Here is a 22,808-nt window from a genome sequence, read left to right as displayed (position 1 = left end):
TCGCGAATCAGGTGAAGGGCTTGCTTGTGGTGGAAGTCGCGCCTGCAACGAGCGACTTCGCCGTGCTGGACGGCGCCCTGCGCCGTGCTTTCGCACGGTTGGCGCTGCCCGGTGCGCAGCGTGCGGTCCGCCGTTGCAGACGGGCGAGTTTGCGCTGTTTCGCCGCGAGATGCCTGGGGTTGGGCATCGTCGTGCAGCGGCCCGCGGTGTCGACGATCGTCGCGAGCACGGAAAGGCCGAGATCGACTCCGGCTTGCCGGTCTGTGAGCGGCAGCGCCGCTGGGGCGACGTCCACCACGAAACTCGCGTAGTAGTGGCCGTCCGGTTCCAAGATGATCGTCACTGAACTGGGAGTCGAGGGAAGGTCACGAGACCAGCGAACGCGTACGTCACCCACCTTGGCCACGTAGAGCCTCCCGTCCGGGCGCAGGGTGAAGCCGTTGCGAGTGAGGCGAAATGATTGCCGAGCAGCCTTGCGGGACTTGAATCTGGGCCTGCCGATCTTGCGTCCTCTTCTCCTGCCTTTGGCGGAGTCGAAGAAGTTGGCGTACGCCCGATTCGCGTCTCGGACCGACTGCACGAGAGCGACAGACGCGACCTCGCCGAGCCAGGACCGCTCTGCACGGGTCTTGGCCTCGGTGATCACGCACCTTTGGACTTCGGTCGGCGAAAGCTTCTGCCCGGCCCGGAACGCCTCTTCTCGGAGGCGGATGGTGTCGTTGAACACCACCCGAGCGCATCCGAACGTGCGTGCGAGCATTTGCCGTTGTGCGTCGGTCGGCTCGATCCGATAGCGATATCTGGATCGCATCAGCCCATTGTGTTCATTCAAGATCGTCGCTGTGTTTCCCGGCTTCCGAGGCCGTACGCCCGGTGTACTCCTGGGCCTCGTACGCTGATCGGGTGGTCGCACCCCCCATCGCGCCGGAATCGCCGGAATTGCCCGCGCGCAGGCGAAAGCTGAGCGTGCCGGTCCTCACCCGCACGGCACTCGCCCTCGCCGGCGGCGTGCTGGTCTACCTGAGCTTTCCGCCGCGTCCGCTGTGGTTCCTGGCGCCGGTCGGCTTCGCGCTCCTCGCTCATGTGATCTACGACAAGCGTGCGCGCGCCGGGTTCGGGTACGGCGTGGTGTTCGGGCTCGGCTTCATGGTCCCGCTGCTGCGGTGGACGGGTGAGTTCGTCGGCCTGATCGCGTGGCTGCCGCTGGCGCTGGTGTGCGCGTTGATGATCTCGCTCGGCACGGCCGCGATGGCGTTCGCCTCCCGCGTGCCGGGGTGGCCGCTGTGGGCCGCGTGCCTGTGGGTGGCGGACGAGTGGGTGCGCGGGCTGGTGCCGTTCGGCGGGTTCACCTGGGGCAAGATCGCGTTCGGGCAGCCGGAGGGGTGGTTCCTGCCGCTCGCGTCGCTGGGCGGGGCGCCGCTGCTGACGTTCGGCGTCGTGCTGACCGGGTTCGGGCTGTTCTGGCTGGTCAGGAACTGGAAGCTCGGGCTGCCGCTGGTCGCCGTGCCGCTGGTGGCGGGGCTGGTGCTACCCGTGGGGGTGGACGCGTCCGCCGGGACCGTCACCGTCGCCGCGATCCAGGGCAACGTGCCGCGCGCCGGGCTCGACTTCAACTCCCAGCGCCGCGCGGTGCTCGACAACCACGTCAACCGGACGATCGAGCTCGCGAACGACGTGCAGGCGGGCAGGCAGAAGCAGCCCGACGTCGTCATCTGGCCGGAGAACTCGTCCGACATCGACCCGTTCCGCAACCCCGACGCCGCCGCGCGGATCGACCAGGCGGCGAAGGCCATCAAGGCGCCGATCGCGGTGGGCGCCGTCGTGGTCGACGAGAACGACGGGCTGCCGCGCAACCAGGTGGTGCTGTGGGACCCGGAGAAGGGGCCGGCGGACACCTACACGAAGCGCAAGCTCCAGCCGTTCGGCGAGACGATGCCGATGCGGTCGTTCTTCCGGCTCTTCTCGTCCACGGTGGATCGGGCGGGCGTCTTCCAGCCCGGCACCGACCCCGAGGGTTTCGTCATGGGGCCCGCGAAGGTCGCGATCGACACGTGTTACGAAGTGGCGTTCGACTCAGTGGTCCGCGACACGGTGACGGCCGGCGCGACGATCATCGCGATCCCGACGAACAACGCCACTTTCGGCTACACGGAGATGACCTACCAGCAGCTTTCCATGTCCAGGGTGAGGGCCGTGGAGCACGGGAGGGCGGTGGTCGTGGCCGCCACCTCTGGGGTCAGCGCCATCGTCGAACCTGACGGTTCCGTCACTCAGAAGACTGGGCTTTTCGAGCCGGGTGCCCTGGTCGCGACACTGCCGCTGCGAACGCAGACTACGCTGGCGACTTGGCTAGGAGCCTGGCCCGAGTGGGTGATTTCCGCTGCGGGCCTCGTGGCGTTGGCGCTGGGCTTCACCCGACGACGGAAGGACTCGAATGGCGCGGCAGCCTGACCAGGAACTCGGGCAGGTGCTGGTGGTGATCCCGACCTACAACGAGCGGGACAACATCGGAAAGATCGTCAAGCGGCTGCACACGGCACTGCCCGAGGTGCACGTCCTGGTCGTCGACGACGGCAGCCCCGATGGCACCGGCCAGCTCGCCGACGAGATGGCGGCCGCTGACGACCGGGTTCACGTGATGCACCGCACCGAGAAGTCCGGTCTGGGAGCCGCGTACGTCGCGGGCTTCAACTGGGCGCTGGAGCGGGACTACGGCGTCATCTGCGAGATGGACGCGGACGGCTCGCACGCGCCGGAGCAGCTGCACCGGCTGCTCGACGCGCTGCCGCAGGCCGACCTCGTGCTCGGCTCGCGCTGGGTGCCGGGCGGCGAGGTCGTGAACTGGCCCGCGCAGCGCAAGTTCCTGTCGCTGGGCGGCTCGCTCTACTCGCGGCTCGCGCTGGGCGCGAACGTCCGCGACATGACGGGCGGCTTCCGGGCGTTCCGCGCGGACACCCTGCGCAAGCTGAACCTCGCGTCGGTGGCGTCGGCCGGGTACTGCTTCCAGATCGACCTGCTGTGGCGCACGATCGAGCTGGGCTTCCGGGTCCGCGAGGTGCCGATCACGTTCCTCGAGCGCGAGTTCGGCGAGTCGAAGATGAGCGGCAACATCGTCCGCGAGGCCCTCGTCCGGGTGACGAAGTGGGGCCTGCGCCGCCGGGGCAACCAGGTGAAGGCCCTGTTCACCGGCAAGAAGAAGTAGCCGCGGTTCGCGTGTCCGGCGGTTGCGAGCGCGACCGCCGGACCGCACTGTGTGACCCATGGGCCTCGCCGACCGGATGATCCGCCTGCTCTGGGCGGTCGGCGGTGAGGGCGTGGCGTCCCGGATCCTGGCGGCGCACTGGCGGCTGCTGCCGTCCGACGACCCGCTGGGCAGGGCGTTGCGGGGCAGGCTGGTGGAGGCGTTGCGCGCCGAGCTGCCCGGTCACGACGCGGCGATCCGCGAGGCCGTGCTGGTCGACGAGCTCACGTTGCTGGGTCCCGCCGAACGGCAGCGGCCGAGCCGTGCGGCCGTGCTCGGGATCGTGCGTGCTTTGCCGGGTGCCGGAACGGGTATGTGAGTGCCATGACGCTCGTATCCGAACGGCACCCTGTCCGCGCCCTGGGGCTGTTCGCGGGGGCTGTGCTGGTCACGGCCGTGGTGGGCTCGTTGTTCTCCGTGTCGGCCGGGTCGACCTACGCGATGCTGGAGCAGCCCGCCTGGGCGCCGCCGGGGTGGTTGTTCGGTCCGGTGTGGACGACGCTCTACGTGATGATCGCGGCCGCGGGGTGGCTGGCCTGGCGGTCCGGCGCCGGTCGCCGTGAGCTGACGTTGTTCGGCGCGCAGCTGGTGCTGAACGCGGCCTGGACGCCGTTGTTCTTCGGGCTCGGCTGGTTCTGGCCGGCGTTCGCCGAGATCCTCGTGCTGTGGCTGTCGATCGCCGCCCTGATCGTGGTGTTCTGGCGCCGGAACAAGGCCGCCGGTCTGCTCCTCGTGCCCTACCTGGCGTGGGTGAGCTTCGCGGCGGCCCTGAACCTGTCGATCGCCGTCCTCAACTGACCGGCACGAACTCGCGCAGCACCTCCATGCCGGTCATCGCCGGCGCCCCGGAGGGCTCCGGGCCGAGCACGCGGGCGAGGATCGGGCCGAGCACCTCGCGGAAGAAGCGGTCGGCGTGCTCCCGCGACTCCCAGACGGCGACGACCCGGAACTGGTCGCCCTCCCGGCAGGCGTAGCGGGCGCGCAGGCCGTCCGGGGTGGCCGCCCCCATCACCTGGTCGAGCTGGTCGAGGGACGTGATCGGCGGGGTCGCGATGGTGAGCCACATGGGGTCCTCCTCGGTCAGGGTGTGGGACCCAACCTAGGAAGTTCGCGCTGGTCAGCCATCCGCCGGAGTACTCGGTGCGGTACTCATCCACGCCGCGATCTGGCTGCGGGTGCGGAAGCCGAGCTTGGTGAGGACGTGCTGGACGTGGTTCTGGGCGGTCCGCTCGGAGATCACCAGCCGGCGGGCGATCTGGCGGTTGGTCAGGCCCTGGGCGACGAGCGTGGCGACCTCGTGCTCGCGGCTGCTGAGCTCGGTCGTGCTGAACGCGGTCATGCCCAGCGCGCGGATCGTGTGGTCGGCGGCGCGTTGCACGGCGTCGGCGTCCTGGCCGGTGGCGCGCAACGCGGCCGCGAGGTGCCAGCGGGCCTCGGCGGCGAACGCCGGGGCGCCCGCTCTGGAGGCCTCGTCGACGGCGGTGGTGAGGTCGGTGATCGCCTGTTCGTGCTCGCCGAGGGCCAGGTGACCACGTCCCAGGGCGAGCGTCACCGGGCCCATGTACGCGACGCCGTTGCCCGCCGCGTGCTCGCCCCGGAACTCCGCGAGCCGCGGCAGGATCAGCCGCAGGTCACCGGTCAGGCCGAGCCCCGACGTCACCAGCACGGCGTCGACCAGGCCGGGCAGCACGAAGAACGCGGGCAGGTCCCACTCGGCGATCGGCCCGGAGCGCCGGTAGAACTCCAGGGCCTCGTCCCTCAGTCCTGCGCGCAGCAACAGGAACGCCCGCGTCAGCTTCGACATCAGCCGGAACCGCGGCGGCGGGTCGTGGAAGTGCCTGGCCAGCGCGAGCCCGTCCGCGGTGGGCTGCAGGTGGCAGGAGAGCCCGCACTGCAGGGCGAAGTACGCGCCGGACGCCGGTTCGCGTTCGATCACCCGCATCCGGTCGTAGGCTCGGCGTCCGATCTCCTGTGCCTCCGCGAACCGGCCCTGCGCCTGCGCGATGCACGCCGTCACGACGTCGAGGTGCCACAGCGGGACCTGGCCACCGACGCGTTCGCAGGCTCTCGCGAGAGCAGGTAGTTCTTCCTGCGCGGCAGCGAGTTCACCGCTCTCGACCAACGCGTGCACCCGCCACAGCGACCCCCACATCGCGCCGCGCGGGCTGTGCGTGCGGTGGGCGAGCGCGATCATCTCGGTGGCGAGCTCCAGCCGTTCGGCGCGCCCGGACGGCCCCGGACAGGCTTCCTGCCTGGCGTGCAACGCTTCCGCGAGCGCCCGGTCGTCCCCTCTGGCCAGCCTGAGCGCTTCCCGGCTGAGGTCGTCGAGCCGGTGCTGTTCGCCTTGGTAGAACGCGAGATGGCTGCGCTGGGCGAGCAGCCGGGCCCGGGTCGGTGCGCTGACGTCGTGCCGCAGAGCGTTGTCGCACAACGGGGTCGCGATCGCGTTGACGCCCGCGCCGGGTGCGGCCTCGAGCACCAGCGCGGCCTCCGCGACCTGCTCGGGCGTCTCCGCGAGCTCGGCGGCGCGCTGGGCGGCCGCGACGCACCCCGCGAGGTCCCCGGCGAAGTAGGCCGCCCTGCCCAGCGCCACCTGGACGTCGTGACTGTCCTCGATGGACGCCGCCGCGCGGTAGAGGCGCACGCCCTCCTCGTAAGCGAGCCGGGTCACGGCGTCCCGCGCGGCGCGGACCGTCCACACGCGAGCTTCGCCGTGCTCACCGCAGGCGTGCCAGTGCCGTGCCACGTCGGCGTAGTGCGTGCTGTCCGTCATCGCCTCGGCGATCCGGCGGTGCCGCGCGCGCCGGTCGGCGGGGGAGAGGGACGCCTCGACGGCGTCGCGGGTCAGCGCGTGGGTGAACCGGTGCCCGGTCGCGTCGATGAGCGACGCCGCCTCGTCCAGTGCGCCGATCGGCAGCCCCGAGGCTCTCGCCGCCAGGTCGAGGTCGAAGTCGCGGCCGATCAGCGCGGCCGTCCTGACCAGCTCGCGGGTGTCGTGCGGCAACCGCGCGAGCCGTGCGGTGACGACGTCCCGGACGCTGCGCGGCGGCTGGTCGGCCCGCCACGTGCCGTCCGCGATCGCCCGCGCGATCTCTGTGACGAACAACGGGTTCCCGCCGGTCAGCTCCATGATCGTGGCAGCGTGCCCATCCCCGGCCAGCAGCGCCACCTCGGCCTCGGACAGCCCGTGCAGGTCGATCCGCTCGGCCGAGCGCATCAGGTCCGCGACCGCGGTGCACGGGTCGCGGAACGTCGCGAACAGCAGCCCGCGCGGCGCCGTGGCGAGGTGGGCGAGCACCAGCAACGAGGCCTCGTCGGCCCAGTGCACGTCCTCCAGGACCACGACCAGCCCGTCGCGGTCGAGTGCCGTGGCGACCGCGTCGAACACCCGGAACCGGTCCTGCGGCACCTCGGCGTCGTGGGCGAGCACCACGTCCGGATCGGCGCCGACCCCCTTCAGCACCTGCCGCCACGGCCAGAACGCGGGCGCCCCGGCGGTCTCGACGCAGTGCCCCCACACCACCTGGCGGCCGAGCGCCAGCGCGTGCCCGGCCAGCTCCTGGGCCAGCCGCGTCTTGCCGATGCCCGGCTCGCCGCCGCAGAGCACCAGCCGTCCGGTGTCCGCCGCGAGCCACGACCGTGCCGCGGCGAGCTCTCTCGCGCGTCCGACGACCTGCACGCCTGGATATCGCGCCCGCCGCCGGGCACGTTTCGGTGATAAATCGGTCGCGGGCCGGCGCGGGGATCGGGCAGGCTGGTCCGCATGCGCAGCTATCCGCCCAGCTCAGGCTCTCCGTCGTGACGCTCTGACGCGTCGCCGACGTCGAGAGCCGCCCTCCCGTGCAGCACGGGCAGGGCGGTTTTTTCTTGCGCTGGACCAGGGTGGAGAGGGGGCTGTGGAGCCCCGCCCGTCTGTAAAACGGGAGCCTCGTGCGAAGTCGGTTCGACTCCGACCTCCACCACCGGTGTGCGGGCCAATCCCGCACGTGATCACCCCGCCACCCCGCGTGGTGAGCTAGGACACGGGCTCAAGCGAGACTGTGCCGAGGACCTGGTGGCTTGTTGGTTCTATACAAACCACGCTGCTCAACTCGCTTCGATCTAGCGGTTTTCCTACCGGGTAGTAGACGAGAGTGTGTACACCGATTGGGCGGCGTTTGCCGCTGAGGTCGTATGTCCGCGAGGAGCCAAGTCGTTGTTCAGTCGTGTAGCGATCGTCAACCGCGGGGAAGCCGCAATGCGGCTGATCCACGCCGTCCGTGAGCTCGCCGCCGAGTCAGGGGAACGGATCGAGACCGTTGCCCTGTACACCGATGTCGACAAGTCGGCGCCCTTTGTGAGGGAAGCCGACCTCGCCTACAACCTCGGTCTGGCGGCGGATCGTCCCTACCTCAACCTGGAGGTGCTGGAGACCGCCCTCGTCGAGACGAAGGCCGACGCCGCGTGGGTCGGCTGGGGCTTCGTCGCCGAGATCCCCGAGTTCGCAGAGCTGTGCGAGAAGGTCGGGGTCACGTTCGTCGGCCCGTCCGCCGAGGCGATGCGCAAGCTCGGTGACAAGATCGGCTCGAAGCTGATCGCCGAGGAGGTCGGGGTCCCGGTCGCGCCGTGGTCGCGCGGTGCGGTCGACAACCTCGAGCACGCCTTGAAGGTGGCCGAGGAGGTCACCTACCCGTTGATGCTCAAGGCGACCGCTGGTGGTGGTGGCCGGGGTATCCGGAAGATCACGTCTCCCGAGGAGATGGAAGAGAACTTCGACCGCACCAGCATGGAGGCCGCACGCGCGTTCGGCTCCGGCGTGATGTTCCTGGAGCGCCTCGTCACCGGTGCCCGGCACGTCGAGGTGCAGGTCATCGCCGACGGCCAGGGCACGGCGTGGGCGCTGGGCGTGCGCGACTGCTCGGTGCAGCGGCGCAATCAGAAGATCATCGAGGAGTCGGCTTCGTGCGTGCTGGAACAGCACCAGGTCGACGAGCTGAAGTCCTCGGCCGAGCGGCTCGCGAACGCGGTGGGCTACCGCGGCGCGTGCACCGTCGAGTTCCTCTACCACCCCGGTGAGAAGCTCTTCGCGTTCCTCGAGGTCAACACGCGCCTGCAGGTCGAGCACCCGATCACCGAGATCACCACGAGCTTCGACCTGGTCAAGGCGCAGCTGCACGTCGCAGGTGGCGGCAAGCTGGAGGGCGAGAAGCCCGTCGAGCTCGGTCACGCCGTCGAGGCGCGGCTGAACGCCGAGGACCCGGACCGCGACTTCGCGCCGTGCCCCGGCACGATCGTTCGTCTGGAGCTCCCGGCCGGCCCGGGCATCCGCGTCGACACCGGTGTCGCGGAGGGGTCGCAGATCCCCGCCGACTTCGACTCGATGATCGCGAAGATCATCGCGTACGGCCGCGACCGCGACGAGGCGCTGGGCAAGCTGCGCCGCGCGATGGCCGAGACGACGGTCATCATCGAGGGCGGCACGACCAACAAGAGCTTCGTGCTCGACCTGCTGGACGAGCCCGCCGTGATCGACGGCAGCGCCGACACGTCGTGGATCGACCGCGTCCGCGCCGACGGCGGCCTGATCTCGCACCGCCACTCGGCGATCGCGCTGGCCGCGGCCGGCATCGAGGTCTACGAGGACGAGGAGCAGATCAACCGCTCCGAGCTGCTCGCCTCCGCGCGGGGCGGTCAGCCGCGCACGAACCACGAGGGCGCGGTCAAGCTCGAGTTCGTGCTGCGCGGCCAGCCGTACGTCGTGAACGTCGCCCGCGTCGGTGCCACGAGCTACCGCGTCGGCGTGTCCGCCGCGGACTCCGACACGGTGCTGACCGGTGACGTCGACGTCGAGCGGTTCGACCACCACGTCGGCCAGATCACGGTCAACGGCTCCCGGTTCCGCGTCGTCACCGGCACGCACGGCCCCGTCCACCAGGTCGAGGTCGACGGCGTCACGCACCGCGTCACCCGCGACGAGGGCGGTGTCCTGCGCTCGCCGATGCCCGCGCTCGTCGTCGCCACCCCGCTCGCGGTCGGCGCCGAGGTCGAGGCCGGCGCGCCCGTTCTCGTGCTCGAGGCGATGAAGATGGAGACGGTGCTGCGCGCGCCGTTCCGCGCTCGTCTCAAGGAACTGAACGTCGTCGTCGGCACCCAGGTCCCCGCCGGTGGCGCGCTGCTCAAGCTGGAAGAGATCGAGGACGAGGCCGGCACGGAAGAGGTCGCCAAGTCCGAGTCGTCCGTCGAGCTCGAACTGCCCGCGCCGCGCACCGGTGTGCGGCCGGAGGAGCTCGTCGCGGACGGTCTCGACGACCTGCGCAACCTGTTGCTGGGCTTCGACACCACCGCCGGCGAGACCGACCGCGTGCTCAAGAACTACATGGGCGCCCGGCAGGACCTGGATGAGCGGCCGCTCGTCCAGGAGGCGAAGCTGCTCGGCATCTTCGCCGACCTGTGCGACCTCTCGCGCAACCGCCCGGCCGGTGAAGAGACCAAGCCGGAGAACCACATCCACTCTCCGCGCGAGCACTTCCACACCTACCTCAAGACGCTGGACGCGGACCGTGCTGCGCTGCCGGAGGGCTTCCGGGCCCGTCTGCAGAGCGTGATCGGCCACTACGGCATCGCCGAGCTCGACCGCACGCCCGAGCTGGAGCAGGCCGTCTTCCGGATCTTCGTGGCGTTGCGCCGCGGCGTGTTCGACGCGGCCGTGGCGACGACCGTGCTGCGCCAGTGGGTGCAGGAGGCGCCGCCGGTCGAGGCCGAGCGGGTCCAGATCGGCCTGGTGCTGGAACACATCATCGCCGCGACGCAGGTCCGTTACCCGGCGGTGGCCGACCTCGCCCGCAGCGTCGTGTTCACCTGGTTCGCGCAGCCGCTGGTGCGCCGCACCCGTGCCCGCGTGCACACCGAGGTCCGCAAGCACCTGATCTACCTGGACGGGCAGCCCGCCGCCGCCGACCGCGAGGAGCGGATCGTGGCGATGGTGGCGTCGGCTGAACCGCTGGTGCGCCTGCTCGGTCAGCGCATCGGCAAGCCCGGCGCGGACAACACCCCGTTGCTGGAGGTGCTGGCCCGCCGCTACTACACCAAGAAGGCGCTGGAGACCCCGCGCGTCGAGGGTGCGTTCTTCCTCGCGGAGAACGCCCCGGAGCAGACCCGCCTGATCTCGACGGCGGTGGAGTTCGCGTCGCTGACCGAGGCCGTCGGCGAGGTCGTCAAGCACGGCAACGGCAGCGCGGTCGTCGCGGACCTCTACGTCAAGTGGACCGACGGACCGTCCGACCAGGACGAGATGGCCGCGGCCCTGGGCTCGGCGCTCGCCGCGCACCAGCTGCCGCCGACGATCACCCGCGTCACCACCACGGTGGCCGGCCGTCTCGGCGAGTCGATGCACCACCACTTCACGTTCCGCCCGTCTTCCAACGGGTTCGCCGAGGAGAGGCTGGTGCGCGGGCTCCACCCGCGCATCGCCGAACGCATGCAGCTCGAACGGCTGCGCGAGTTCGACCTCACGCGGCTCAAGTCCGTGGACGAGGACGTGTACCTCTTCCGCGCCGTGGCGAAGGCGAACAAGTCCGACGAACGCCTCGTCGCCCTGGGTCAGATCCGCGACCTGACGCCGTTGCGCGACGACGAGGGCCGCATCGTCGCCCTGCCCGCCGCCGAGGACGTGCTGGCGACCTGCCTGGACGGCATCCGCCGGGCCCGTGCGCAGTCCGGTGGCCGCACGCGTCTCGCCACCAACCGCGTGGTGCTCTACGCGTGGCCGCCGACCGAGCTCGGGTCGAAGGACCTGGACGCGATCGGTCAGCGCGTGCTGCCCACGACCGCCGGACTCGACCTGGAAGAGGTCCTGTTCCTGGCGCGCCGCCGCGACCCGGTGACCGGTGAGCTCTCCGACATCGGTGTGCGGATCGCGAACGACGCGGGCGCCGGCGTGCGCTTCTCGTTCGTGCAGCCGCCGACCGAGCCGATCCAGCCGCTCGACGACTACCGCCAGAACGTGCTGCGCGCGCAGTCCCGCGGCACGATCTACCCGTACGAGCTGGTCGACATGCTCGTCGGCGACGGCGGTTCCTTCGTGGAGCACGACCTCGTCGACGGCGCCCTGGTGCCGGTCGACCGCCCGCGCGGTGGCAACAAGGCGGGCATCGTCGTCGGTGTGGTGACCACGCCGACCCCGGCGTACCCCGAGGGCATGAAGCGCGTGGTGCTGCTGGGCGACCCGACCAAGTCGCTGGGCGCGCTGGCCGAGCCCGAGTGCTCGCGGGTGATCCACGCGATCGACCTGGCAGAGTCGCTCTCTGTGCCGCTGGAGTGGTTCTCGCTCTCGTCCGGCGCGAAGATCTCGATGAGCTCCGGTGTCGAGAACATGGACTGGGTCGCGGCTGCTCTGAAGCGGATCGTCGAGTTCACGCAGGACGGTGGCGAGATCAACGTCGTCGTCAACGGCATCAACGTCGGCGCCCAGCCGTACTGGAACGCCGAGGCCACGATGCTCATGCACACCAAGGGCATCCTGGTCATGACCCCGGACTCGGCGATGGTGCTGACCGGCAAGCAGGCCCTGGACTTCTCCGGCGGTGTCTCGGCGGAGGACAACTACGGCATCGGCGGCTACGACCGCGTCATGGGCCCGAACGGCCAGGCGCAGTACTGGGCCCCGAACCTGCGGTCGGCGTTCGACGTCCTGCTGGCCCACTACGAGCACAGCTACATCGCTCCCGGTGAGCCCGGCCCGCGCCGGGTGTCCACTTCGGACCCGTCGTTCCGCGACGTCTCGTCGTACCCGCACGTGGTCGGCGACAGCCCGTTCACCACGGTCGGCGAGATCTTCTCGCTCGAGTCGAACCCGGACCGCAAGAAGCCGTTCGACATCCGCACCGTGATGCGGGCGCTCTCGGACCAGGACCACGAGGTGCTGGAGCGCTGGGCCGGCATGGCCGACGCCGACACCGCCGTCGTCCAGGACGTGCACCTCGGCGGCATCCCCGTGACGTTGCTGGGTGTCGAGTCGCGCGGCGTCGCCCGCACCGGCTTCCCGCCCACCGACGGCCCGGACACCTACACCGCCGGCACGTTGTTCCCGAAGTCGTCGAAGAAGGCGGCCCGCGCGATCAACGCGGCCTCGGGCAACAGGCCGCTCGTGGTGCTGGCGAACCTGTCCGGCTTCGACGGCTCCCCGGAGTCGATGCGCGAACTGCAGCTCGAGTACGGCGCCGAGATCGGCCGCGCGATCGTCAACTTCCGCGGCCCGATCGTCTTCACCGTGATCTCGCGCTACCACGGCGGCGCGTTCGTGGTCTTCTCGAAGGCCCTGAACCCGTCCATGACCGTGCTCGCGGTCGAGGGCTCCTTCGCCTCGGTCATCGGCGGCGCCCCCGCCGCGGCCGTGGTGTTCGCCCGCGAGGTCGACGGCCGCACGGCCAACGACCCGCGCGTGAAGAAGCTGGAGTCCGCCGTGGCCGAGGCCTCCGGCGCCGAACGCGCGGCCCTGACCGCCGAGCTCGCCTCGACGCGTCAGTCCGTCCGGACCGAGAAGCTGAACGAGATGGCGGCCGAGTTCGACCGGGTGCACAGCGTGCAGCGCGCGGTCGAGGTGGGCGCGGTCGACGCGATCATCTCGGCGGCGGAGCTCCGTCCCGCGATCATCAAGGCGATCGAGGACGGCCTCGCGAAGTAGTTCTCCTGGGACAGAGCCCGGTCACCCTTTGGTGGCCGGGCTCTTCTCGTTCGACACCCCGAACGGCACGTGCACGCACGGCACGGTCTGCGTCAGGTGCCCGCGCTGGTCGTCGAAGAAGATGTGCGGCTTCAGCACGTCCAGGATCGGCGCCTTCTTCAACCCTCCCAGGAAGAACGCGTCGTTCACCGTCAGCCCCCACGCCTTGAGGCTGTTGATCGCCCGTTCGTGCGCCGGCGCCGATCGCGCCGTCACGACTGAGACGCGGACGCGGTCCTCGGCGACCTGCTGGATCCGGTTCACTCCCGCGAGGAAGTTGCGCAACGGCCCCGGATCCAGCGGCGTGACCACGTTGGACGCCTCGTGCTGCTGGAACTCGTCGAGCCCACCGGCCTGGTAGATCCGCTCGGACGCGTCGTCGGCCAGCACGCCGTCGAAGTCGAACGCGATCCGCAGCGCCGGATCGTCGTCGTCCTCGAACGACGACGCGAGCACCTGGCCCGCGGGCATTCCGGCGAGCGTCGCCTTGCGGACGTCGTTCTCGTTGGCGGACAGGAAGAGCGACATGTTCAGCGCGGGCATGAACTCGTGTGGCGCGCGGCCCTCGGTGAAGATCGCGCGGCTGATCGTCAGGCCGTGGTGGGCGGCCGAGCGCAGGATCCGCAGGCCGGTGTCGGGGGAGTTGCGCGACAGCACGATCACCTCGACCAGCGGTGCCAGCGCGTTGAGCTGGAGCAGGCGGCGCAGGAACGGGAACGCGACGCCGGGCGCGAACGGGTCGGCGAGGTGCGCTTCCTGGTGGGCCCGGTAGGCCTCTTTGCCCTCCGACGCGAACACGGCATCGGAGGTGCTCAGGTCGAACAGGGCGCTCGACGCGACGCCTACGACCAGCAGGTTTTCCAGGCTGGGAGCCACATCACGTGATCGTAGACGGCGGACCCGGGTTTTTCTGGTACGGTCGTACCAATGTACTGGGTGGTGCTGATCGCGTCCGGGGTGCTGGAGGCCGTGTGGGCCACGGCGCTCGCGGCGTCGAAGGGTTTCCGCCGGCCGTGGCCGGTGGTGGTGTTCGCCGTGTCGATCACGTTGAGCCTGCTCGGCCTCGCATGGGCGATGCAGGAGATTCCGGTCGGCACGGCGTACGCGGTGTGGGTCGGCGTGGGAGCCGTGCTCACGGTGCTCGTCGCGGTGCTGCGCGGTGAGGAGAAGCTCGACGTCAAGCGCGCACTGGTGCTGATGGCGCTGGTCGGCTGCGTCGTCGGCCTGAAGGTGGTGAGCTAGATGTACTGGGCCGTGTTGCTGGGAAGCGCGGTGCTCGAAGCGGTGTGGGCGACGGCTCTGTCCAGAGAGGCCTACGTCCTCTTCGCGGTGGCCGCGACGCTGAGCATGGTCGGGCTGTCCTACGGCATGAAGCGCATTCCGGTCGGGACCGCGTACGCCGTCTGGGTCGGCATCGGCGCCGGGCTGACCGTGACGTGGGCGATGATCACCGGCGAGGAGACGGTCTCCGCGTGGAAGATCGTGTTCCTCACCGGGATCATCGCCTGCGTCATCGGCCTGAAGTTCCTGAGATCAGGCGTTGATGGCCCAGCGCTGGTTGGCACTGGCGAAGCAGTCCCAGACCTGGAGGCGGGTGCCGTCGGCGGAGCTGTTGCCGGTGGCGTCGAGACAACGTCCTGACGCCGCGTTGCGCAGCTGGCCGTTGGACTCCAGCGTCCAGTTCTGGTTGCCGGAACCCGTGCAGTCCCACAGTTGCGTCACGGCGCCGTTGGCGGTGCCGGACGCGTCGAGGCACTTGCCCAAGGCGCGCAACGTGTTGCCGTTGCGCGACCACTGCTGCGCGTTGGTGCCGTTGCACGTGTAGAGCTGCACGGCGGTGCCGTTGGCGGAGTTCGCCGCCGCCACGTCGACGCACTTGCCGCCGAAGCCGGTGATGGTGCCGCCGGTCGGAGGCTGGGGGTTGCCGTTGCCGGCGGTCTCCCAGATGGCGTTGAGCAGGCTGGTGCTGCCGGTCGTGTCCTGGGAGAGCTCCCAGTTCATGATGCCGCCCGCGTTCGCCAGCGCCCACTGCGTCTTGCGACGGATCGTCGGCAAGCCGTTGTAGGAGTTGCCGTTGTACGAGTCGCGGTTGGCGTTGGCCGGGTCCTGCGCGACCAGGTCGCGGTAGGAGATGTAGGTCGGCCGGCTGTAGAACGGAACGCCCAGAACGGCCTTGCTCGCAGGCAGCCCGCGGCCCTTCCAGAAGTTCACGGAGTTGATCGACCAGTCGTAGTTCGCGTGCGGGCTGCCACCGTCGTAGGCCATGATGTTCAGCCAGTCGACGATGCCGAAGACCTCGGGCTGGACGCCGTTGGCCGTGCCGCCCTCGCTGACGACCGCGGCGGTGAGGAGCTTGCCGCGGTTGTGCAGCTCGGTGCCGAGCTGGCGCATCATCGCCGTGTAGTTGTTCGCCGACTGGCCGGGATCCGGGTACTCCCAGTCCATGTCAACGCCGTCGAGGTTGTACTGGTTGACGAGGTTGACCAGGCTGTTGACGAACGTCGTCCGCGAACCGGCGTTGCCGGCCAGCTGCTCGAACGCCGAGTCGTTGCCGTCGTTCCAGCCACCGATCGCGATCGAGACCTTCACGCCGGCGGCGTGACCGCGGCTCACGAGCGTCTGCAGCTTCCCGGGGTCCGGCACGCCCTGGAGCGTGCCGTTGCCGTTCGGCAGCACGAACGAGTAGTTGATGTGCGTCAGCTTGTTGTACGGAAGCGTGTTCACGTCGCCGGACCACGACGGCATGTAGCCGACGCTCTTGAACCCGGCCGGGTAGGCGGCCTGCGCGGCAGGCGCCATGACTGTCAAAGTCGCCGCGGCGGCGGCCAGCGCGAGGCCGGCGGCACCGAGGCGTGAGCGGAATGAACGCATTGCAGGGGAGGCCTTCCACTTCGTCGAGCGCCCACCGCGACGTTAGTGGTCTAGACCGGTTGCTGGAAGATCAACTGGAGACCGGAACTCGTTCCGGTCTGCGGTCGGCGCGTCACCGCAGGTAGGAGGCGCCGTTCACATCCATGATCGTGCCGCTGGCCCAGGTCGCCTGCTCCGAGGCCAGCCACGCGACCGCCGCGGCGACCTCTTCCGGCTCGGCCACGCGCCCGAACGGGCTCTGCGCGCGGATGGCGTCACCCGCCGGGCTCGCCATGAGGTCGGTGACCATCTCGGTGTTGACGAACCCCGGTGCGACGGCCGCGACCGCGATGCCCTGCGGCGCCAGGGACTGCGCGAGCGACTGGGTCATCGCGTGCAGCCCGGCCTTCGCCGCTCCGTACGCGGGGGCATCCGGCTCACCCCGGTAGGCACCCCGCGAGCCGACGTTGATGATCCGGGCACCCTCCGTCATGTGCCGGACGGCGTGCCAGGCGAGGTCGGCGGGCCCGTACAGGTTGAGCTCGACCGTGCGGCGCCAGGCGTCCTGCCACTCCTCGAAGCTCGTCGTGGAGATGGGGTGGAAGAAGTACACGCCCGCGTTGTTGACGAGGACGTCGAGACCGCCGAGCTTCTCGACGGTCTCGTTCACGACCTGCTCGGCCTCGTTCTTCCCGAGGTCACCCCGGACGGTCACGTGCCCGTCGCCATGGAGGCTCTCGCAGACGGCCTGCACCTCCTCGGCCCCGGAGCGGTAGTGGACGGCGACCCGGTGGCCGCTGTCCGCGAGTGCGTGGGCGGTCGCGGCGCCGATGCCGCGGGACGCTCCGGTGACGAGTGCGCGTCGGGTCATGCCACGATCATGCCTGACTGTCGATCATCCACTTGCCGTTCTGCTGTACGAAGGTGAACGTCGCCGTCTCGGACTGGTCGACGGCTCCGCCCTTCAGGTAGGTGAGCGTCACGGTGACGCCGTTGTCGCCCTGAGGCACGGGGTTCGACACCTGCACGCCGGAGTACTGGCTCCACCACGACTGGTAGTTCCCGTAGGACGGCGCGCGGGCCGCCTTGAACCGGTCCGTGAGCAGGGAGTAGCCCTCCTGCAGGTTGCCGGGGATGAGCGCGTAGTAGGCGGTGATCGCCTCCTGCGCGTTCTTCGGGCCGGCGGGGGCCTGCGGCTGGCTCGGCGTGTTGGCCGGCGGTTGCGTCTCGGAGTTTGCCGGGGGCTCGGCCTGGCTGCTCGTCTGCTGGGGCTGCGACTGCTCGGTCGTCTGTCCCGTGGTCTGCCCGGTCGTGGTGCTGCCGGTCTGGCCGCCGGTGTTGGGCGTCTGGGCGTTCTCGTTGCTGCCGCCCTTGGGCCACAACAGGAACGAGCCGACACCGACCGCGATCACCAGCAGCGCGATGAGGATGGGGACGAGCGGGAACTTGCGCCGCTCCTCGTCCTGCGGGGGTACGGGTGGGGTGTCGACTGGGGTTACCGGCGTGGAGGCGGCCTGCGCCGCCTTTGCCGCCGCAGCGATCCGTGCCGACTCGGCGGCCGCCTGTGCGGCGGCGGCCTGCTCGGCCGCTACCCGGTCGGTTTCGGCCTTCTCGGCCGCCGCTCGCTCGGCCGCTGCCCTTTCGGCCGTTGCCTTCTCGGCCGCGGCCTGGTCTGCCGCGGCCTTGTCGGCCGCCGCCTTCTCCGCGGCGACGCGCTCGGCGGCGAGCTTCTCTGCCGCTACCTCCGCGCTCGCCCCGACCTCGGCGGCCGTTCCGGTCGCCGAGGCCGCTGCCGCTTCGGCTCCATCCGCCGCGACGGACTCGCCTGCGGCCGTGCCATCCGCCGCGGTTGCCGTGCCCGCTCCATCAGCCGTGCCGGCCGTGCCCGCGCCGCCTCCAGCCGCCGCAGCGGACTCGCCCGCCGCGCCGCCGGCGGATCCAGCCGCCGCGTCCACACCTGGCCCGGGCCTGCTCACCAACCCGGCGGCCTCCGCCGCCGCGGCACCCGCGACCAGCCCCGCCGCCGCGGCCGCCGACTCCTGCTCGGCCTTCGCGCCCGGCTGAGCCTCGACCGGCAGCTGCACCGTCGCCGGGATGATCACCGTCGCCGCCGACACCTGCGGCGTCTCGTTCACGACGGCCGCCAGCAGGTGCACCGCCTCCTGCATGCTCGGCCGCCGCGCGGGATCCGTCGCGAGCAGCCGGAACAGCACCGGCGACAGCAGGGGACCGGCGTTCGCGGGCGGCATGATCGAGCCGCCGGCCACGCGGTGCAGCATCGCCAGGTGGTTGTCGGCGGTGCCGAACGGCGGGCCGCCCTCGACGGCGTTGTAGAGCGTGGCACCGAGCGAGAACACGTCGGAGGGGAGACCGGCGTCCTCGCCGCGGGCGACCTCGGGGGAGAAGAAGGCGGGTGTGCCGACGGTGCCGGTCGCGGTGGCGGCGGCGTCACCGGTGGCGCGGGAGATGCCGAAGTCGGTGATCTTGACTTCCTGGTCGCCGATCAGCACGTTGCCGGGCTTCACGTCGCGGTGCTGGATGCCGTGGCGGTGCGCGGCGGCCAATGCGGCGGCGGTGTAGCACCCGATCCGGGCGACCTCGCGCGGCGGCAGCGTGCCCTGCTCGGTGATCACGGCGGCGAGGCTGCGGGAGGGGAGGTACTCCATGATCAGCCAGGGCCTGCCGTCCTCCTCCACGACGTCGTAGACGCGGATGGCGTTCGGGTGCTCCAGGCGGGCGGCGAGGCGGGCCTCGCGCATGGCTCTGGCCTTCGCGCGATCCACTCTGGCGTCGTCGAGACCGTCCAGCGCGAGCAGTTCCTTGGCGGCGACGACGCGGTGGAGCTGTTCGTCGTAGGCCTGCCAGACGACTCCCATCGCCCCTTGGCCGACCTTCTGCTTCAACTGGTAGCGGCTCCCGATGAGCCTGCTGCTCTCCTCCACGGTGGTTTACCCGTCCCCTCTGATCACTCACAAGTGTGACGGTTGCCGCGTTCGCCGTTGACTGTAACCCTATATGGGGGTACATATGGGGTTATGCCGAAAATCAACGTGTACCTCCCTGACGAGCTGGCGGAGTCCGTGAAGGACATGAACATCCCCGTCTCGGCGATCTGCCAGCGTGCGCTCGAAGGCTCCGTCAAGCGGATCGCCGCGATCAGGGGGCTCACCGTCACCGATCTCAGACGCGAGAACTTCCCGCAGGTCACCGAACGGGCCTGGAAAGCCCTCCAGATAGCCGGCGAGGTCGCCCAGGGCGTCAAGATCGGCACCACGCACCTCCTCGCGGGCATCGTGCGGGAGGGCGAGAACCTGGCCCTCGACGTCCTCCGCGCGATCGACATCGACCCGAACAGCCTCGCCACTTTCATTCCCGTGGACCTGGGCCGGAAAACCGGTATCGCCGACGACGCGGCCGCCGCCCTGGAGCTAGCCGTCACGGAGTCGATCGCGCTCGGCCACAACTACCTGGGCTGCGAGCACCTGCTGCTCGGCATCCTCGCCGAACCGGACGGCCCCGGCGGTCAGGAGCTGCGCGACCAGGGCGCCGACCTGAAGGGCACGCGCCGGGCCGTCCAGACGGCGCTCGCGGGCATCATCCACCTGAAGAAGCAGCAGCAGGCGGGCCAGGACGCGGCCAAGGTGCTGGAGATGATCATGGCTCGGCTGACGCGGCTGGAGCAGCAGGCGGGTATCGCCTGACGAGCTCGGCGCCGATGCGGGCGAGGTGCGCCTGGACGTCCGGCGACTCGACCTCGACCAGCCCGCCCCACCCGGCGACGTTGCGGGCGATGTCGAGTGCCGTCGGCGCGGTGAGCTCGACCTTCGTCACCTCACCGAGGTCTTCGACGACCGTGCAGTGGCGGCCGTGCATGTGCTGGAAGATCTTGACGTACCTGGCCGGTACGAGCACGGTCGCCGCGGTCTGCGACCGCTTCCCCTCGACGGCCGTGACGACCTCGTCCCACGCGCCCGCCAGCGTGAAGTCCGCCGGCCGCTCCGATGGGGTGCCAGTGAGGGTCATACCCAGGATCCGATCGAGCCGGAACGTCCGCTGCCCGTCCGCGGTGCCGGCGATGAAGTACCAGGTGCCGTCCTTGTCGACGAGCCCCCACGGGTCGACCTCACGCCCTTTCGGCGCCTCGCCCCGCTTCTGGTAGGTCAGCCGCACCCGAACCTGTTTGACGACGGCCTGTTGCAGCCCCTTGACCAGGGCCGGCCGGTCCTGGGTGTCCTCACCCCACGCGGCCGTGTCGACGAGCGTCGAGTCGGCGGCGGCCTCCGCCTCCGCCCGGAACGTCTGCGGCAACGCCCTGACCAGCTTGCGCAACGCCGACTTGATCTCGGGCGCAACCGTGGCCGCGGGCCCCGCGATCAGGAACAACGCCTGCGCCTCCGCAGAAGTCAGCCCGCTCAGGTCAGTGCGGGCCCCACCGACAAGCGCCCAACCCCCACCCCTCCCCGCCTGGGGATACACAGGTACCCCCGCCGCAGACAGGGCTTCGAGGTCACGCCGCGCGGTCGCGTTGGACACCTCCAACTCAGCAGCGAGCTCCGCCGCCGTGACCCGGCCACGGGCCTGCATCAACAACAGGACGGCGACTAACCGATCGGCGCGCATGTCCCCAGTCTCCCGAGAAAAGTGCTCACAAGATGAGCACTTTACGGCCGAAGCTGAAACCACAACGCCCAACCTTCCCCGGAGGCCACCGATGTTGCGAGGCATGTCGACCGTGTCCTACTTCGCCGACGACCTGAACGAGGCACGCGCCTGGTACGCGTCGTTCCTGGGCGTGGACGCCTACTTCGCGCGAAGCACCCCGGACGGCACGCTCGCCTACGTGGAGTTCCGCCTGGGCGACTTCCAGGCGGAACTGGGCATCGTGCACCGCAGCTTCGAGGTAACCCCGTCCGCCGGCCCGGCGGGCCAGATCCTCTACTGGGCAGTGGACGACCTGGACGCCACCCTGACAAGGCTCCTCGACCTGGGAGCCAAGCCCCACGACGAACCGCGGGTGCGCGGCGAGGGCTTCGTGACGGCGTCGGTAGTAGACCCGTTCGGCAACATCTTGGGCGTCATGACCAACGCCCACTACCTCTCAGTGGTCGAGGGACTCCGCCCGTAACGCGCGCCAGCCGACCGATCCGCCGGGGGTGGTGGCGCGCAGCAGCGTGGCACGCGACCCATCCCGGCGCGGATCGCGTCGAGCATCTGAGCGGCCGCGCGCCTCGGCTTCGCCCGGCAACGCCCGCCGAGCCTGATTCCACCCGACCGCCCAGCAATGCCCGCCTCGCCCGGCTCCGCTGCCTCACCCGATCGCGGCCGCCCCCGCCCCTGGGGCCGGCCACGCTCGCGCCGCCCCGCCTGCACTGTTCGCCCAGCCCGCCCGCGCCCGCTCCGCCTGGCGCCGATCGTGCCGCCAGGCCATGCCCGCCCCCTGCGCCGCCTACCGCCCGCCCGCCCTGCCTGGCCGCGCCCGTCCAGCCCGGCGCGCCCGTCCCACTCGCGCCGTCCGCCCCGCCTGGCTATACCCGCCCCGCCTGCGCCGTCCGCTCGGCTCGCCCACGCCCGCCTCGCCCATGCCCGCCTCGCCTGGCTACGCCCGGTCCGCCTGGCTGCACCCGGTCCGCCTGGCTGCACCCGGTCCGCCTGGCTACGCCCGGTCCGGCCCTCCCCGCGCCAGCGCCCTGACCAGCACGCCCGGCCTCAGCAACCGCGCCGGGTGATCGACGAGCTGCGCCACCCGCACCGACGCGCGGTGCACCCGCCGGCTCCCCGGCACCGCCCGCACCACGCGCTCGGCGTACCACCGCGCCACCCGAGTTCTGACCGGCAGCTTCTTCGCGCTCCACCCGAGGTCGGCCGAAGTGGTGGCCTGCCAGGGGATCCGGGCGGCTCTGGCGACCGCGCGCTGGAAGATCAGCGGCTCCTGGGCGAGGTCGTGCTCGCGTGCGAGGGCCCGCAGGTCCGCGCAGTTCGCCGCAGCCAGCGTCAGGCCGTGCCCGCGCACCGGGTTGAGCGACACCGCCGAGTTGCCCAGCGCCAGCAGTCCGCGCGGCCAGTCCGCCACCTGCTGGAACCGGTTCGAGCGGCTCCGCAGGTTCACCGCGCCCCGGATCTCCGACGCCGGCGTGGCCGTTTTGATGATCTCCGCGACCTCCTGGCACCGCAGGCTCGCCGCGAACTCCAGGAACCCGTCCTCGTCCAGCGGCGGCACCTCGCCGTCGGCTCCCACCAGCGTGACGAGCCACCGCAGGCCGTCCACAGAGGACACCACGGCGCCGCGTCGGACGGTCGGCGCGCGGGTGACCTCACAGGCGATCTTCCAGTCCAGGCCCAGATCGCGGTTGATCTCGTAGAGGCGGGACGCGGTCGCGACCTGCCCGTTGACGATCACCGGCGCCGGGCAGCGCACCCCCAGTTCCGCGAGCCACGAGACGAGCTTGCCGTCCCGGCCGGACACGTCGACCACCAGGTCCGCGTAGTCGGTGAACGGCCGGTCCCCGCGCCAGCCCCGCACGCCGGTGACGGTTCCCCGGTCGTGCAGGAGGCCGTCCACCGCCACGCCGTCCACGAGCGACACGTTGGCCAGCCGGCCCAGCCGTCGCCGGACGGCGCGCTCCACGGCGCCTCGCGTCGCAGCCAGCACCTCGACCCCGAGCCACTCCCGCGGCGCCCATCCGCCGGGCAGCCGCACGAGCAGGTCGCTCCCGAGATCGGCACGGACCGCGCCGCCCTCCTCCAGTTCCACCCCGAGGCGTGGGAAGAGCGCATCCACCACGCCCATCACCGGCTCGGACAGCAGACACGCCTGGGGCACCCCGTCGCGGAAGCCGGGGCCGATCACCTCGCGCTCGACCACCACCACGTCGCCGTACGACTCGGCCAGCACCCGCGCGGCCAGCAGTCCCGCGAAGCCGCCCCCGATGACCAGCGCCCGGTCGGAGTACATGGCGGCCATGCTGGCAGAACCCCCGACCCGGGCGAACCCGCCAAGAGTCCCGTGTTCACCAAGCC

At 70.8% G+C, this 22,808-nt stretch carries 18 protein-coding genes and 1 tRNA gene; 10 read left to right on the top strand and 9 right to left on the bottom strand.

Annotation, left to right across the window (positions count from 1 at the left end; translation table 11 throughout):
• Nucleotides 1-7 precede the first annotated feature (7 nt).
• Nucleotides 8-811 carry an RNA-guided endonuclease InsQ/TnpB family protein gene (locus ACQEU1_RS10620; RefSeq protein ID WP_433198843.1) on the bottom strand — a complete coding sequence of 268 codons (804 nt, stop codon included), beginning with the start codon at nucleotides 809-811 and terminating at the stop codon, nucleotides 8-10.
• A 92-nt stretch (nucleotides 812-903) separates the two neighbouring features.
• Here ACQEU1_RS10620 and lnt point away from each other — a divergent pair, with 92 nt between their 5' ends.
• Genes lnt through ACQEU1_RS10600 form a run of 4 tightly spaced genes read left to right on the top strand, consistent with a single transcriptional unit; the run spans nucleotide 904 to nucleotide 4,039 of the window.
• The gene (gene lnt, locus ACQEU1_RS10615) at nucleotides 904-2,451 is read left to right on the top strand and encodes an apolipoprotein N-acyltransferase (RefSeq protein WP_433198841.1); all 1,548 of its coding nucleotides are present in this window, start codon (nucleotides 904-906) and stop codon (nucleotides 2,449-2,451) included.
• On the top strand, nucleotides 2,435-3,202 hold the full coding sequence (locus ACQEU1_RS10610) for a polyprenol monophosphomannose synthase (protein WP_433198839.1): 768 nt from the start codon (nucleotides 2,435-2,437) through the stop codon (nucleotides 3,200-3,202). The genes lnt and ACQEU1_RS10610 overlap by 17 nt, the downstream gene beginning before the upstream one ends.
• A gap of 58 nt (nucleotides 3,203-3,260) precedes the next feature.
• On the top strand, nucleotides 3,261-3,560 hold the full coding sequence (locus tag ACQEU1_RS10605; protein ID WP_433198837.1) for a hypothetical protein: 300 nt from the start codon (nucleotides 3,261-3,263) through the stop codon (nucleotides 3,558-3,560).
• Nucleotides 3,561-3,565: 5 nt separating this feature from the next.
• Nucleotides 3,566-4,039 (top strand): TspO/MBR family protein, encoded by a 474-nt coding sequence (locus ACQEU1_RS10600; protein ID WP_433198835.1) that lies wholly within the window; start codon nucleotides 3,566-3,568, stop codon nucleotides 4,037-4,039.
• Here the strand turns inward: ACQEU1_RS10600 and ACQEU1_RS10595 are convergent.
• Both ACQEU1_RS10595 and ACQEU1_RS10590 read right to left on the bottom strand, forming a co-directional pair.
• Nucleotides 4,032-4,307, bottom strand: a complete 276-nt coding sequence (locus ACQEU1_RS10595; RefSeq protein ID WP_433198833.1) for a hypothetical protein — start codon at nucleotides 4,305-4,307, stop codon at nucleotides 4,032-4,034. The genes ACQEU1_RS10600 and ACQEU1_RS10595 overlap by 8 nt on opposite strands.
• 51 nt (nucleotides 4,308-4,358) lie before the next feature.
• Nucleotides 4,359-6,920, bottom strand: coding sequence for an ATP-binding protein (locus ACQEU1_RS10590; RefSeq protein WP_433198831.1), 2,562 nt, complete (start codon nucleotides 6,918-6,920; stop codon nucleotides 4,359-4,361).
• A 202-nt stretch (nucleotides 6,921-7,122) separates the two neighbouring features.
• Between ACQEU1_RS10590 and ACQEU1_RS10585 the strand changes: the two genes are divergently transcribed.
• Nucleotides 7,123-7,203, top strand: a tRNA-Tyr gene (locus ACQEU1_RS10585).
• A gap of 233 nt (nucleotides 7,204-7,436) precedes the next feature.
• Nucleotides 7,437-12,902, top strand: coding sequence for a carboxyl transferase domain-containing protein (locus tag ACQEU1_RS10580; protein WP_433198829.1), 5,466 nt, complete (start codon nucleotides 7,437-7,439; stop codon nucleotides 12,900-12,902).
• Nucleotides 12,903-12,923: 21 nt separating this feature from the next.
• Here ACQEU1_RS10580 and ACQEU1_RS10575 read toward each other — a convergent pair whose 3' ends face one another.
• On the bottom strand, nucleotides 12,924-13,817 hold the full coding sequence (locus ACQEU1_RS10575) for a 5'-nucleotidase (protein ID WP_433198827.1): 894 nt from the start codon (nucleotides 13,815-13,817) through the stop codon (nucleotides 12,924-12,926).
• A 51-nt stretch (nucleotides 13,818-13,868) separates the two neighbouring features.
• On the opposite strand from ACQEU1_RS10575, the gene ACQEU1_RS10570 reads away from it, so the two are divergent.
• Nucleotides 13,869-14,183 (top strand): DMT family transporter, encoded by a 315-nt coding sequence (locus ACQEU1_RS10570; RefSeq protein WP_433198825.1) that lies wholly within the window; start codon nucleotides 13,869-13,871, stop codon nucleotides 14,181-14,183.
• Entirely contained in the window at nucleotides 14,184-14,582 is a 399-nt protein-coding gene (locus ACQEU1_RS10565; protein WP_433198823.1) for a DMT family transporter, read from the top strand.
• Here ACQEU1_RS10565 and ACQEU1_RS10560 read toward each other — a convergent pair.
• From ACQEU1_RS10560 to ACQEU1_RS10550, 3 genes are all read right to left on the bottom strand, one after another.
• Nucleotides 14,475-15,812 (bottom strand): glycosyl hydrolase family 18 protein, encoded by a 1,338-nt coding sequence (locus ACQEU1_RS10560; RefSeq protein WP_433198821.1) that lies wholly within the window; start codon nucleotides 15,810-15,812, stop codon nucleotides 14,475-14,477. The two genes, ACQEU1_RS10565 and ACQEU1_RS10560, sit on opposite strands and share 108 nt — an antisense overlap.
• 112 nt (nucleotides 15,813-15,924) lie before the next feature.
• On the bottom strand, nucleotides 15,925-16,662 hold the full coding sequence (locus tag ACQEU1_RS10555) for an SDR family NAD(P)-dependent oxidoreductase (RefSeq protein WP_433198819.1): 738 nt from the start codon (nucleotides 16,660-16,662) through the stop codon (nucleotides 15,925-15,927).
• 7 nt (nucleotides 16,663-16,669) lie between these two features.
• Complete coding sequence (locus ACQEU1_RS10550) at nucleotides 16,670-18,733, bottom strand: serine/threonine-protein kinase (protein ID WP_433198817.1); 2,064 nt, start codon at nucleotides 18,731-18,733, stop codon at nucleotides 16,670-16,672.
• A gap of 93 nt (nucleotides 18,734-18,826) precedes the next feature.
• On the opposite strand from ACQEU1_RS10550, the gene ACQEU1_RS10545 reads away from it, so the two are divergent.
• Nucleotides 18,827-19,492 carry a Clp protease N-terminal domain-containing protein gene (locus tag ACQEU1_RS10545; protein ID WP_433198815.1) on the top strand — a complete coding sequence of 222 codons (666 nt, stop codon included), beginning with the start codon at nucleotides 18,827-18,829 and terminating at the stop codon, nucleotides 19,490-19,492.
• Here the strand turns inward: ACQEU1_RS10545 and ACQEU1_RS10540 are convergent.
• Entirely contained in the window at nucleotides 19,446-20,411 is a 966-nt protein-coding gene (locus ACQEU1_RS10540; protein ID WP_433198813.1) for a helix-turn-helix transcriptional regulator, read from the bottom strand. The genes ACQEU1_RS10545 and ACQEU1_RS10540 overlap by 47 nt on opposite strands.
• A 103-nt stretch (nucleotides 20,412-20,514) precedes the next feature.
• Here ACQEU1_RS10540 and ACQEU1_RS10535 point away from each other — a divergent pair, with 103 nt between their 5' ends.
• Nucleotides 20,515-20,916 (top strand): VOC family protein, encoded by a 402-nt coding sequence (locus ACQEU1_RS10535; protein ID WP_433198811.1) that lies wholly within the window; start codon nucleotides 20,515-20,517, stop codon nucleotides 20,914-20,916.
• 528 nt (nucleotides 20,917-21,444) lie between these two features.
• Here ACQEU1_RS10535 and ACQEU1_RS10530 read toward each other — a convergent pair.
• Entirely contained in the window at nucleotides 21,445-22,743 is a 1,299-nt protein-coding gene (locus ACQEU1_RS10530; RefSeq protein WP_433198809.1) for an NAD(P)/FAD-dependent oxidoreductase, read from the bottom strand.
• Between the last annotated feature and the right edge of the window lie 65 nt (nucleotides 22,744-22,808).

Source organism: Lentzea sp. CA-135723, assembly GCF_050936595.1.
Taxonomy (GTDB): domain Bacteria; phylum Actinomycetota; class Actinomycetes; order Mycobacteriales; family Pseudonocardiaceae; genus Lentzea.
Note: the sequence above shows the minus strand (reverse complement) of the source record. Positions and strands in the feature narration are given on the sequence as shown.